Here is a 12,247-nt window from a genome sequence, read left to right on the forward strand (position 1 = left end):
CTACGTCACCTGCACCCCGCATTTGCGCAAGAGCATCCTGGCAAAGCCGAACGGCGCCGGCGTGAACGGACCGGGCGGCGCGCGGGTGATCAGCGCAATGCAGCCCAGCGCGACGATCGCGAGCCAGAAGCACAGCCAGAAGCCGTCGATATAGGCGAGCACATTGGCCTCGCGCTGGACGAGGCCGGCGAGCGTGCCGACCGCGCGCGCCGGCGCCGAGCCGGCGCCATGAGCGGCGAAATGGTCGGCAAGCTGCTTGAGCCGCGTCACCACATCGGCATCGCCGACCATGAGATTCTGGCCGAGATAGAAGGAATGCACCTGCTCGCGCACGCGCAGCCACGTTCCCATCAGCGCGATACCGATCTCTGCGCCGCCGAGCCGCATGATCTGGATGTAGGCGGCGAAGGAGGTGGCACGGCTCGGATCGGCGTTCGACAGCAGCGTGATGATGAGGGGCAGCAGGATCAACGACTGCCCGATCGCCTGGAGCAGCACGATGCCGACAAAATCCTCGCGCGCCCAGACATGGCTGAGCTGCGTGCCCCAGAGATTGGCCGCGGCAAAGCAGGCAAAGCCCAGCACCACGACGAACCGCGTATCGAAATGGCGCAGCAGCCAGATCGAGATCGGCACCAGCACGAACATCGGCAGCGCACCGTAGGTGAGTAGCAACATCCCGCTCTGCTCCGCCCGGAGCAGAACGACATTGCCGAGGAAATTCGGCACCAGCGACGAGTTGGAGAGGCTGGTCAGTGTGTAGAGCAGGATCAAGACCAGCCCCAGCCCGATATTGCGCGAGAACAGCACGTTCACATGCGCCCAGGGCTGACGCACCAGCGACTCGTTGACGAGGAAGGCCACGAACAGCACGGCGCCCGCAATGAGCAGCGCCATCACGGTGCCGTTGCCGAGCCAGTCCAGCCGATTGCCCTGGTCGAGGCCGGCATAGATCATCGAGACCGAGGCGCCGAGCAGCAGCATGCCGCCCCAATCGGCCTCGCGCAGCAGCGCGCGGTTCACCGGCTCGCTCGGCGTGCCCAGATAGACCATCAGGCCCATCAGGGGCGCGACCACGACGCCCTGCCAGTACAGCCATTGCCAGCCGAGATGGTCGACATAGAAGCCGACCAGCGAGCTCGACGTATCCAGCGCAAAGCCGACCCGGATCGAATAGAGCGAGATCGCGGGCAGCCACCAGCGGATCGGCAGGTTGCGGAGCACGATCATGAGCGTCGCCGGCACGAAGGTGCCGAGCAGCAGGCCATGCACGACGCTGAGCGCGAGCAGCGTCGGATAATCGTGCACGAAGGGAATGATCAGCGACACCGCAGCGTAGACGAGGCTCGGGATGCCGAGCACGCGGCGCAGGCCGAACACGGTCGCGAGCCACGCCACCGCCGGCGCAATCAGGATCTGCGAGCCGATGCCGGCGGTCGATAGCCATGCGCCCTCGTCGAACGAGAGCGAGAACGCACCGCGCAAGTCCGGCAGGCCGACCGTGGTCAGCCGGCTGTCGAAATTGGCCAGGAACGAGCCGAGCAGCACGGCCGCGACGGCGAACAGAGGCTGTGGCGCGACGCCGCCGCGCGAGACCGGTCCGCGGCGGGCGTCGTCATTGTCCGCCATTTCCAGCCTTCGTGTCGATGCTGGTCACGACCGACATGCCCGGCACCAGCCGCGCCAACAGCGGCTGGTTGTCGTCGAGCTGGATCCGCACGGGAATGCGCTGCACGACCTTGGTGAAATTGCCGGTGGCGTTGTCCGGCGGCAGCAGCGCCACCTGCGCGCCGGTCGCCGGCGCAATGCGCTCGACCCGGCCGCGCAGTTTTTCGCGCGGGAAACTGTCGACGGTGATCTCGACCGGCTGGCCCGGCGCGACGTGCGTGAGCTGGGTCTCCTTGTAGTTCGCGATCACATAGACCTTCGGCAGCGGCACCACGTTGATGAGGTTGGTGCCGATGTTGACGTAGTCGCCGGGCTGCACCTGGCGCTCACCGACGACACCGTCGAACGGCGCGGTGATCCTGGTGTAACCAAGCTTCAGTTTCACGCTCGCCAGCGTCGCCTTGGCCGCCTCGACATCAGCGGCGCGCTGCTTCTTGGTGCCCTGCAGGACTTCGAGTTGATGCTGCTGCGCGGCGATGACGGCGCGACTGGCGCGCACGTCGGCCTGCGCCTTGGCGTAGCCTGCGACGGCCTGCTCATACCGCTGCCGCGTGCCGGACTCGGTTTGCGACAGCGATTGCTGGCGCTCCTGCTCCTGCCGCGCCTCGACTTCAAGCGCTTCCGCGGACAGCCGCGCGGCCTGCGCCTGCGCGATGGTCGCATATTGCAGCTCGACCTGGTTGCTCAGATTGTCGAGCACGGCCTGCGCGGCGGCGACAGCGGCCTCGGACTGCGCGACCTGCGCCTGGTAGTCGGCGGGATCGATCTGGATCAGGAGATCGCCGGCCTTGACGCGCTGGAAGTCGGTAACGCCAACGGTCAGCACTTCGCCGGAGACACGGCTTGCGAGCCGCGTCAGGTCGGAGCGGACATAGGCGTCATTCGTGGTCTGGACCACGGCATTGCCGACCCATTCGTCGAAGCGCAGCGTCGCCAGCGCCACGAAGGCGAGCGCGACGATCACGGCGAACAACGGGATCGCGAGACGGCTCCAGAGCGAGCTCGCCGGCCGCTGCGTCGGCTTCGGCGGCGGGGCCGGCGTTGCGGCAGGTGGTGGCGGTGACGAGACTTGTTCCTGCTGACTCACGACCTGCCCCCAAAACCGGCTGCGCTTGAACTCGAATCTCACTGCCGTCATTCCGGGGCGATGCACAGCATCGAACCCGGAATCTCGAGATTCCGGGTCCGGTCCTTCGGACCGTCCCGGAATGACGGCAGTTGCCGCCTCAGACCGCCTTCTCCGGCCATCGGCAGAGATCGTTGATCAGGCAAACCTCGCAGCGCGGCTTGCGCGCGAGGCAAGTATAGCGGCCGTGCAGGATCAGCCAATGATGGGCATGCAACATGAACTCGCCCGGGATCACCTTTTCGAGACCAAGCTCGACGTCGAGCGGCGTCTTGCCGGGCGCGAGGCCGGTGCGGTTGCCGACGCGGAAGACATGCGTGTCGACCGCCATGGTGTGCTCGCCGAAGGCCATGTTGAGCACGACATTGGCGGTTTTCCGCCCGGCGCCGGGTAGCGACTCGATCTCGGCGCGCGTGCGCGGCACCTCGCCGCCGAAATCGCTCAGCACCTTTGCCGACAGCGCGATGACGTTTCTGGCCTTGGTGCGGTAGAGGCCGATGGTCTTGATGTATTCGCGCAGGCGCTCTTCGCCGAGGTCGAGCATCTTCTGCGGCGTGTCGGCGATCTCGAACAATGCGCGCGTCGCCTTGTTGACGCCGGCATCGGTGGCTTGTGCCGACAGCACCACGGCGACCAGCAGCGTGAAGGGATTGACGTGCTCGAGCTCGCCTTTCGGCTCGGGATTGGCCTTGCGGAAGCGGCTGAAGACCTCGTGGATTTCGGCCGGCGTCCAAGGCTTGGTGGCCTTGAGCGATTTCTTGGCGGGAGCCTTTGGCTTCGCAACAGTCGCCTTTGCCTTTTTCTTCGGCACGGACGCTTTGCGCGGGGCCGGCTTGCGGGTGATTTTCGCCATGATCGGGATATACTGAGGGACGATGAGCACAGGCAACGAAATTGAGCGCAAGCGATCTGAAAGCGAGGCCGAGCCTCAGATCTTCTCCGCGCTGCTGACGCCGCACCGCTCGCTGAACCGCACCGGCTTCCTCGCCGTGATGCTGTTCCTGAGCGTCGTCAGCTTTGCCACCGGCCTCGCCTTCCTGATGAAGGGCGCCTGGCCGGTGCTCGGCTTTTTCGGCCTTGACGTGCTGGTGGTCTGGTGGGCCTTCAAGGCCAATTTCCGCACCGCGCGGGCGCGCGAGGAGATTTCGGTCACGGTGTCCGAACTGCGCGTGCGGCGTATCAGCCATCGCGGCCAGGTCGCCGAATGGACGTTCAATCCGCTCTGGGTCCGCCTCGACATGGAGGTCGACGAGGACTTTGGCATCGAGCATCTCTATCTGATCTCGCGTGGCCACCAGATCCAGATCGGCCGCTTCCTCGGCCCGGACGAAAAAGCCAGTTTTTACAAAGGTTTGGTTGAGGCGCTGAACGCCGCCAAGCGCGGCCCGACCTACAACCCCATCAGGTGATTCCAGTCGGAAATCGGGTGGTTTCAAGCCGGCGCCGCGCCTACATTTCCGTTCATGATGACACTCGCCATACATGACCAGCGCCTGGCCAAGCCGGGCCCCCAGAATGCCGCGCTGCGCGACTACGATTCCGTGCGCCGGGCGATCGCGTTCATCTCGGAGAACTGGCGCACGCAGCCGGCCATCGAAGCGATGGCGGATGCGGCCGGCGTCACGCCGGATGAGCTGCACCATCTGTTCCGCCGCTGGGCCTCGATCACGCCGAAGGCTTTCATGCAAGCGCTCACCCTCGACCACGCCAAGGGTCTGCTGCGGGATTCCGCGAGCATTCTCGACGCGGCGCTCGACTCCGGCCTTTCGGGGCCGGGGCGGCTGCATGATCTCTTCGTCACCCATGAAGCGATGTCGCCGGGCGAATGGAAGAACGGCGGCGCGGGTCTCACCTTGCGCTACGGCTTCCATCCCTCGCCGTTCGGCACGGCGATCGTGATCGCGACCGATCGCGGCCTGTCAGGACTTGCATTCGCCGATCCTGGTGAAGAGAAGCTCGCGCTCGCTGACATGACGCGGCGATGGCGCAACGCAACTTACGTCGAGGATCACGAAGGCACCGCACCGCTCGCACAGCGCATCTTCGATACGAAGCTGTGGCGGCCGGACCAGCCGCTGCGCGTGGTCATGATCGGCACCGATTTCGAAGTGCGGGTGTGGGAGACGCTGCTGAAGATCCCGATGGGCCGCGCGGTGTCCTATTCCGACATCGCCTGCAACATCAACAGCCCGAAGGCCTCGCGTGCCGTCGGCGCTGCGGTCGGCAAGAACCCGGTCTCGTTCGTCGTGCCCTGCCACCGCGCACTCGGCAAGAGCGGCACGCTCACCGGCTATCACTGGGGCATCACCCGCAAGCAGGCGATGCTGGGCTGGGAGGCCGGGCAGATGGGGATGCAGTAGGTTTGGTGCCGTAGGGTGGGTTAGCGTCAGCGTAGCCCACCTCTTTGGTTTCCGCGGCGGCAGAATTGGTGGGTTACGCCAGCGGACCGCGCTTCGCGCAGCCGCCGTCTAACCCACCCTACGATTTCCGCGATTGATCAGCCCGCCAGATCCAGCTTCGACGCCACGGTCGAATCCGCATTGAGCCGGTAGATGATCGGCACGCCCGTCGCCAGCTCGCGCTTCAAAATGCCTTCGGGCGAGAGCTTTTCCAGCACCATGATCAGCGCGCGCAGCGAGTTGCCGTGGGCGGCGACCAGCGTGCGCTTGCCGTTGAGCACGCCGGGCAGGATCTCCTGCACGTAGTAAGGCAGCGCGCGCGCCAGTGTATCCTTCAGGCTTTCGCCGCCAGGCGGCGGCACGTCGTAGGAGCGGCGCCAGATCAGCACCTGGTCCTCGCCCCATTTCTTGCGGGCGTCGTCCTTGTTGAGGCCGGAGAGATCGCCATAGTCGCGCTCGTTCAGCGCGAGGTCCTTGGAGGTCGGCAGGCCTTCCTGGCCGAGCTCGCCGAGGATGAGATCCAGCGTGTGCTGCGCGCGCGTCAAGACCGAGGTGTAGGCGACGTCGAACACCAGGCCCTGCGCCTTCAGCTTGCGGCCCGCTTCCGTGGCCTCCTTCACGCCGAGCTCGGTGAGATCAGGATCCTTCCAGCCCGTGAAAAGGTTCTTCAGATTCCATTCGCTCTGGCCATGGCGCACGAGCACGAGAAGACGTTCGCTCATCAACTGCTTTCCGTTTTTTTTCAGATGTCGGAGAGGCCAAGCACGTCGGCCATCGAATAGAGCCCGGGGCTCTTGCCATGCGCCCACAGCGCCGCCTTCAGCGCACCATGGGCGAACAGCATGCGGTCCTCGGCGTGATGCGACAGCGTCAACCGCTCGAACGGACCCGCGAACATCACGGTGTGATCACCGGCCGCGGTGCCACCGCGTAGCGACGCAAAGCCGATGTCGCCCGGCCGGCGCGCGCCGGTGATGCCGTCACGACCGCGCGCCGAATGCTCGTCGAGCGTGATGCCGCGGCCGGCGGCGGCCGCCTGGCCCAGCATGAGCGCGGTGCCCGAGGGCGCATCGACCTTCATGCGGTGATGCGTCTCCACGACCTCGATATCGAAACTCTCGTCGAGCGCCTTGGCGACGCGCTTGACCACCGCCGCGAGCAGGTTGACCCCGAGGCTCATGTTGCCCGACTTCACGACCACTGCGCGGTTGGTGACGCTCTTGATCACGGCATCATCGGAGCCCGAAAGGCCGGTGGTGCCGATGACGTGCACGAGGCCGCGCTGGGCCGCGATCGCGACATTGGCGATGGTCGCCGCCGGCACGGTGAAATCCAGGATGCCGTCGGCGTCTTTCGACATCGCCCAGAGGTCGGCGGAGAGCTTGATGTCATTGGCGGGGAGGCCCGCGAGCACGCCGGCATCCTTGCCGAGCAGCTCGGAGCCCGGTGCCTCCAGCGCGCCGGCCAGCACCGCGCCCTTGCTCTCGGCAATCGCTCGTGTCAGCGCCCGGCCCATCCGGCCGCCGGCCCCAGCAACAATCAAACGCATATCGGACATGGCTCACCCTCTCCACGCCCTATAGCGGGAGCGAGCCGTTCCGGCAACCGATCAGGCCTCTAAACCGCCCGCGGCGGCTGGGACACAGGTAGGGCTAGAGCACGAGATCCAGGTCCTTCTTGAGCACGATTTGGCCGTCGCGCTCGACAACATAAGTGGCCTTGTAGGAACCACGGTCCCAACCGCCAGCGGGACGCTTCTTCCCCGCGAACAGCATGAATTGCGCCTTGCTGCCCTGAAGCGGCGCAGACCGATTTTCCGCAATGACATTCCCGAGGGGATCCTTGACGACGAGCCATTGCGCGTCGCCCGCCTTCAGCCCGATCGCGCGCACGAACGCGACGATTGCGGTCGAACTGGCGGACGGCGTTTGCCGCTCGGCAGTACCGTCCTCGATGAGTTCCATCGTGACCGGACCGGTCGTAAAGCCTGCATTGAGGATGGCGCGTTCCTGATACTCGAGTTTCGAGCGGAGGGAGGGAAGCCAGAGGGATTGACCGCCCTCGCAGGACTCTGGACGAACGCCATACGCGAAGGGATCAACGACCGCGCCGTTGTGCCTCACGGTGAAATGCAGGTGAGGATATTCCGTGAGGCCGGAGAGACCGACGCGGCCGATCGGCTGTCCCGGTTCGACCTTGTCTCCCGGCTTGACCAGCACACTGCCGGCGGCCAGGTGGCAGTACTGGGTTTCCCACTGCTCCGGATGCTCGATGACGATTCCATTGCCGCATTCGGCCTCGCGCACCGCGTCGCGTCCCGATTTCGTGAAAGCGTCGTCCGGAGCATCGTTGCGTGTCCGAAGAACGCGACCGCCTGCCGCTGTGCGCACTTCCACGCCGGCCTTTTGCGCTGCCAGTGAGGGCAGGCGAAAGTCGGTGCCGTTGTGGTTGTCATAGGTCAGCGTGCCGCATTTGTAATCTCGCGCCGACCGGGACGGATCAAGATCGGTGTAATTCTGGATGTAGCAGGAACGGCCAGGCTCGCAATCAATCGGAAGCGCCAATTGGATGCCCTGGGCATCGGCATGGAAGCCGGTCCCCGCCAATGCCAGGGCAGCGAGCGCCCGATAGAGGAAACCTGCGCAGCTCATGCGGCTCGACCTCACGGAGCTCCCTGCACTCAATCAGGCGAACGCTTGTCCGCCGTCCGCAATCCCATCGGATCGTCGTCGATCAATCGGCTGTCGGAGGCCGGCCGGATCATCGGGTTCTCGCGCCTGCCAGCGCCAAAAGGCGACTGGGTGAGATGATACAGAAGAAAGAATTCCGACTGTCGATTGATACCCAATTTGAGCATGATCCTCTTGGTGTAGGTCCGCACCGTTGCCTCGGTTAGTCGTAGCGCGGCTCCAATATCGCGAGGGCACTGGAATTGGAGAATCCGGCCGACGATTCTTTCCTCGGCCCAGTTCAACCCGAAGGCAGATGCGATGCAGTGCGCGCCCTGCACGTCATCGAATTGCGGCACGACGATGAGGGCCTTTCCCAGCTCGTCATGCGTTGGGACAGCGCCGATCTTGGCGAAGGCGAATTGCTGACGATCCGTCGAAAGCGGTACCGTAGTATTGCAACCTCCGTGGGTCACGCTCTCAACGAGCACCTTCGCGATCGCCCCTCGCAAGCTTTCGGTCACGGAACCGCACGAGCCAGCGAGCTTTCCTCCGTCCATCCTTAGCAGCTCGCGCTTGGCAAGCAGCATTCGTCCACCACGATTGACAGCGTAAACGTGCAGAGCCTGGTCCGCGACGATGGCGGGAAAGGTCAGCTCTTCGAGCCATATCTGCGCATCGACATGCCCCGGCTTTTGCCGGGCCATTGAATGAGCCGCCTTCCATATCGGGCGCACGGTATGCGCCAGACCGGGAATCTCGGCTGCCGCAAGCGCGGCCGGCCGCCATCCGGCCACGAATACGACAGTGGCGCGCTCACTGGACGCAAACCTGCCAATGACCGAATGACCATTGATCGGGGGTTCAGCGCCGATCAACTTCCGCACGAAGGAGGTCCGGGAATTGACCGGCTCAAGCGAGGCAACATCATCGGCTATGCCCTTGCGCGCGAAGCGCTCGACCATTGTCGGACATGACGGATCGGTAGGGGCGTCTCCAATTCTGACTTCTTCCAGTCCGGAGCCGGATATCAGGGCTACGTAACAATTCCTGCAGCCGAGCAATTCCGCCATGGCCTTCGCGAAATATTCCATTGCGGTCTGTTGCGGACGTGGCTCCGGACCTGGTCCTGATGGACCGCATCCGTCATTGGCCTGCTTCGAGGCGCGCTCGACGCGATCAGAACGAAAATCATCCTGTGCGGAAGGTAGTGCCTTACTGCACTCATGCACGGTCGCCTCCCTCGTAGGCCGGCCCACCCCTTACCAGCGCTTTTAATTCTCCCTGAACGCACGGTTGATCCGTAGCGTCATTGGCTGCAAAAGATATTCCGCAAAGGTTCGTTCCCCCGTCTCGACAAAAATCTCGACAGGCATTCCAGGCATCAATGTCGAGATGTAGGAGGCTGTTGGCGCCTTGGGGTCCAGCTCAACCTCGGCCAGGTAAGAGCTCACGCCGGACTTGGAGTCTGTCAGTGCGTCTGCCGCAACGCCGACGACCCTTCCCTCGAGCATCGGCCGGCGACGAATATTCAGCGCGTGAACCCGCACGCGCGCCATCTGTCCGACATAGACCTCTTCCCGATCCGCAGGCTTCAATGTCGCCTCGATGACAAGCCGATCTTGCGTCGGAACGATTTCCATCAGGGTTTCCCGAGGTCCAAGCACGGCGTTGAGGTCTCTGCTATTGAGACCGACGATCCTTCCACTTTCCGGGGCACGCAGTTCAGACCGAACAAGCTGGGAGCGCAACGCGGCAATTCGATGTCTGAGGTCGCCGATTTCCTCGCTGGTCGCGTGGCGCTGCTTGGCGATATCCTGATTCTGGTTGAACCCGAGCTGCCGGCGTCTGTCCTGCAACTCCGCGATCTTGCCCTGCATCTCAGAAATTGACGCGGCGTTGCGATCGACCTGTCCGGTGGCCTCGGCTTCGGCACGCTTCAACGCCAGCACACGCGGTTTTCGAGCGAGGCCCTTCGCGAGCAGATAGCTCGTATCGGAGATCTCCTCTCGGAGTAATACGAGTTGTTGTTCGAGCCCTTGCGTGTTGCTCTCCAGGCCGCGGATGGAGTCGGCGTTTTGCAGCATCTGCTGATCGATCACCTTGCGCTCGTTTTCAATCGCCGCCAGTCGCGCGGCAAATTCAGCCTCCTGGGTTTGAATGGCGATACGGGCGGAGGGACGAGCTGCACTCTCGCGCAATTCGTCCGGAAACCGGATTGATTTCGCACCGTCTTGCTCAGCTGCCAGACGGGCCTCCATCGCGAGGTCCGCGAAGAACTTTGTCTCAAGGGAGCCAAGAGTGCCTTCGATCTGCGCGGTGTCGAGCCGTGCAATGAGTTGCCCGGCTTCGACGTGATCGTTTTCCCGCACATAGATCGACTTGATGATCCCGCCTTCCAGATGTTGCACTGCCTTGCGCTTCGAATGCACCTTGATGAATCCCGGCGCCATGACCGCGCCACGGAGCGGAACCGTGGTTGCCCACAAGCCGAAGCCGCAAAATTGCAGGACGAGCAGCACGCAACCCCAGGCGATGATCCGTCGCATGTCGGATCGCGGTTGCTCCGTCGGCCAGGACTTCGGCCGGGGGCCAGCGACAGGCGCGGGCATCGCGATGGTTTGACCAGTCTGCGTCATGGCCCCGCTCTCCACCCCGTCAGCCTCTGCGGTTCGGCATCGCGAGGGACCACGGCCCGAGTGGGGACCGGTGCCGGCCGCTGGGTGCGAAGAACCTCATAGGGGGGGCCGAAGGTGATCTGGTTGCCGTCCCTCAAGAGGAGCACGGCATCTGCGATGGTCAACAGGCGCGGCCGGTGGGTCACGATCACCGATGCTGCGCCGCGGGCCTTGGCTGATAGAATGGCGGAGCACAACGCTTCTTCGCCGTCCGGGTCGAGATTGGCATTGGGCTCATCCAGCAGGATCAATTTGCGATCGCCAAAGAAGGCACGCGCAAGACCAATGCGCTGGCGCTGGCCACCGGACAGCCTGCTGCCGTCGCGGCCGATCTCGGTCTGATAGCCGGCCGGAAGGGACAGGATCATTTCATGCGCCTGCGCAAGCATGGCCGCGGCGACGATAGCCTTGTCCTGTGCGCATTCATTGAACCCGGCAATGGCTTCGGCCACCGTTCCGCCCAGGAGCTGCACGTCCTGGGGAAGATAGCCGACGAATTGCCCAAGCTGATCGGGATCCCAGTTATGGAGTGCTGCGCGGTCCAGCCGGATCGTGCCGGTGCTCGGCCGCTCGAGGCCTGCCATCAAGCGCAGCAATGTGGACTTTCCAGCGCCGGTCGGTCCGATCACGACGACAAGTTCGGAAGGGCGGCACTGAAATGAGATGCCCGCGAGAATGGGACGCTGCACGCCGCCAATCCGGAATGTCACCCGTTCGACCTGGAGAATGCCGGACGGCGGCGGAAGCAGCGTCTTCTGCGAGCGCGCAAGAACCGGCATGGCGGCGTTGCAGACTTGCGTCCAGGCGTCCTGCGCAGATGCCAACGCGCGCCAGGCCGAAACCAACCCTTCCATGGGCTGCAATGTGCGGGCGATCAGGATCGAACTCGCGATCAGACTGCCGGACAGCACCTCGTTCTGGAGCACGAGCCAGGCACCGGCGCCGATCGCGGCAATCTGCAGGATGGTCCTGACCATTCGCGCGGCGGCCGTGATCGTGTAGATGCGTTCGCTGGCCCGCACGACCGGAGACAGGGCTTCGTCGTTGAGGCTCATGAACGCGCGGATGGCGCCTCGGGTCCAGCCCATCGCCCGCACCACGCCGGAGTGCCGGACGATTCCATCGAGCAACGCCTGCGTCTTCAACGCGGCCTGCGAAGCCTGCGCGATTTCACCGCGCGCGATCCAGTGGCTTGCAACGCCCATCGCCAGCAGGATCCCCACCCCGATCAGGGCGATGATGCCATACCAGGGGTGCAGGAAGAACAGGATGAGAATAAACACCGGAAGGAATGGCGCATCTATCAGCGATGTCACCGTTCCGCTCGACAGGAAGGTTCTCAGCTCGCGAAGCTTGACGAGATCATGCGGCCGGCCGTCGGCCGGCGCCGCGCCGGTGATGCTGCCTTCAAGGATGATCGGAGCGAGGCAGTGCTCGAACCCGACGGCGAACCGGCTCAACAGGCGGTTACGAAACGTGTCGAACGCAGCGCTGAAGGCGAGGGCACCCACGGCGATGACGGTGAGGCCGACAAGCGTCTCAATGCTGCCGCTGCTGAGCACACGGTCGAACACCTCGATCGAATAGAAAGGTACGACCAGGAGCAGCAGGTTTACGGACACGCTAAAGCAGACGATCCACCCCAACGCGGATCGTCCCGGAATCAAGGTCACCAGCAATCTCTGGTCAGATGCTGGGATCGCACCA

At 64.2% G+C, this 12,247-nt stretch carries 11 protein-coding genes; 2 read left to right on the top strand and 9 right to left on the bottom strand.

Annotated features, from left to right (window positions below; genetic code table 11):
- From NLM15_RS00855 to nth, 3 genes are all read right to left on the bottom strand, one after another.
- Entirely contained in the window at window positions 1–1,629 is a 1,629-nt protein-coding gene (locus NLM15_RS00855; RefSeq protein ID WP_254114769.1) for an MFS transporter, read from the bottom strand.
- Window positions 1,616–2,755, bottom strand: a complete 1,140-nt coding sequence (locus NLM15_RS00860) for an HlyD family secretion protein (RefSeq protein WP_254114770.1) — start codon at window positions 2,753–2,755, stop codon at window positions 1,616–1,618. Before NLM15_RS00860 ends, NLM15_RS00855 begins: the two co-directional genes overlap by 14 nt.
- A 139-nt stretch (window positions 2,756–2,894) precedes the next feature.
- The gene (nth, locus tag NLM15_RS00865) at window positions 2,895–3,647 is read right to left on the bottom strand and encodes an endonuclease III (protein WP_254114771.1); all 753 of its coding nucleotides are present in this window, start codon (window positions 3,645–3,647) and stop codon (window positions 2,895–2,897) included.
- Between the two features lie 22 nt (window positions 3,648–3,669).
- Here nth and NLM15_RS00870 point away from each other — a divergent pair, with 22 nt between their 5' ends.
- Both NLM15_RS00870 and NLM15_RS00875 read left to right on the top strand, forming a co-directional pair.
- Entirely contained in the window at window positions 3,670–4,203 is a 534-nt protein-coding gene (locus NLM15_RS00870) for a DUF2244 domain-containing protein (protein ID WP_254114772.1), read from the top strand.
- Between the two features lie 54 nt (window positions 4,204–4,257).
- Complete coding sequence (locus NLM15_RS00875; RefSeq protein WP_254114773.1) at window positions 4,258–5,154, top strand: bifunctional helix-turn-helix domain-containing protein/methylated-DNA--[protein]-cysteine S-methyltransferase; 897 nt, start codon at window positions 4,258–4,260, stop codon at window positions 5,152–5,154.
- 137 nt (window positions 5,155–5,291) lie between these two features.
- Here the strand turns inward: NLM15_RS00875 and NLM15_RS00880 are convergent, their stop codons facing one another.
- The 6 genes from NLM15_RS00880 to NLM15_RS00905 form a co-directional block, all read right to left on the bottom strand.
- Complete coding sequence (locus NLM15_RS00880) at window positions 5,292–5,915, bottom strand: 2,3-bisphosphoglycerate-dependent phosphoglycerate mutase (RefSeq protein WP_254114774.1); 624 nt, start codon at window positions 5,913–5,915, stop codon at window positions 5,292–5,294.
- 20 nt (window positions 5,916–5,935) lie between these two features.
- Window positions 5,936–6,751, bottom strand: a complete 816-nt coding sequence (gene dapB / locus NLM15_RS00885; protein ID WP_254114775.1) for a 4-hydroxy-tetrahydrodipicolinate reductase — start codon at window positions 6,749–6,751, stop codon at window positions 5,936–5,938.
- 94 nt (window positions 6,752–6,845) lie between these two features.
- Window positions 6,846–7,844: a M23 family metallopeptidase gene (locus tag NLM15_RS00890; protein WP_254114776.1), complete on the bottom strand. Its 999-nt coding sequence runs from the start codon at window positions 7,842–7,844 to the stop codon at window positions 6,846–6,848.
- A gap of 29 nt (window positions 7,845–7,873) precedes the next feature.
- Window positions 7,874–8,956, bottom strand: a complete 1,083-nt coding sequence (locus NLM15_RS00895; RefSeq protein ID WP_254114777.1) for a helix-turn-helix transcriptional regulator — start codon at window positions 8,954–8,956, stop codon at window positions 7,874–7,876.
- Between the two features lie 180 nt (window positions 8,957–9,136).
- Window positions 9,137–10,501, bottom strand: a complete 1,365-nt coding sequence (locus NLM15_RS00900) for an HlyD family type I secretion periplasmic adaptor subunit (protein ID WP_254114778.1) — start codon at window positions 10,499–10,501, stop codon at window positions 9,137–9,139.
- Window positions 10,498–12,213 carry a type I secretion system permease/ATPase gene (locus NLM15_RS00905; RefSeq protein ID WP_254114779.1) on the bottom strand — a complete coding sequence of 572 codons (1,716 nt, stop codon included), beginning with the start codon at window positions 12,211–12,213 and terminating at the stop codon, window positions 10,498–10,500. Before NLM15_RS00905 ends, NLM15_RS00900 begins: the two co-directional genes overlap by 4 nt.
- Window positions 12,214–12,247: the final 34 nt, after the last annotated feature.

This window comes from Bradyrhizobium sp. CCGB20, assembly GCF_024199855.1.
Lineage (GTDB): Bacteria > Pseudomonadota > Alphaproteobacteria > Rhizobiales > Xanthobacteraceae > Bradyrhizobium.

Excerpts from the sequence above, each read along its gene's own strand:
- NLM15_RS00855 (WP_254114769.1), bottom strand. The coding sequence starts at position 1,629 with ATGGCGGACAATGACGACGCCCGCCGCGGACCGGTCTCGCGCGGCGGC.
- nth (WP_254114771.1), bottom strand. The coding sequence starts at position 3,647 with ATGGCGAAAATCACCCGCAAGCCGGCCCCGCGCAAAGCGTCCGTGCCG.
- NLM15_RS00870 (WP_254114772.1), top strand. The coding sequence starts at position 3,670 with ATGAGCACAGGCAACGAAATTGAGCGCAAGCGATCTGAAAGCGAGGCC.
- NLM15_RS00875 (WP_254114773.1), top strand. The coding sequence starts at position 4,258 with ATGATGACACTCGCCATACATGACCAGCGCCTGGCCAAGCCGGGCCCC.
- NLM15_RS00880 (WP_254114774.1), bottom strand. The coding sequence starts at position 5,915 with ATGAGCGAACGTCTTCTCGTGCTCGTGCGCCATGGCCAGAGCGAATGG.
- dapB (WP_254114775.1), bottom strand. The coding sequence starts at position 6,751 with ATGTCCGATATGCGTTTGATTGTTGCTGGGGCCGGCGGCCGGATGGGC.
- NLM15_RS00890 (WP_254114776.1), bottom strand. The coding sequence starts at position 7,844 with ATGAGCTGCGCAGGTTTCCTCTATCGGGCGCTCGCTGCCCTGGCATTG.
- NLM15_RS00895 (WP_254114777.1), bottom strand. The coding sequence starts at position 8,956 with ATGGAATATTTCGCGAAGGCCATGGCGGAATTGCTCGGCTGCAGGAAT.
- NLM15_RS00900 (WP_254114778.1), bottom strand. The coding sequence starts at position 10,501 with ATGACGCAGACTGGTCAAACCATCGCGATGCCCGCGCCTGTCGCTGGC.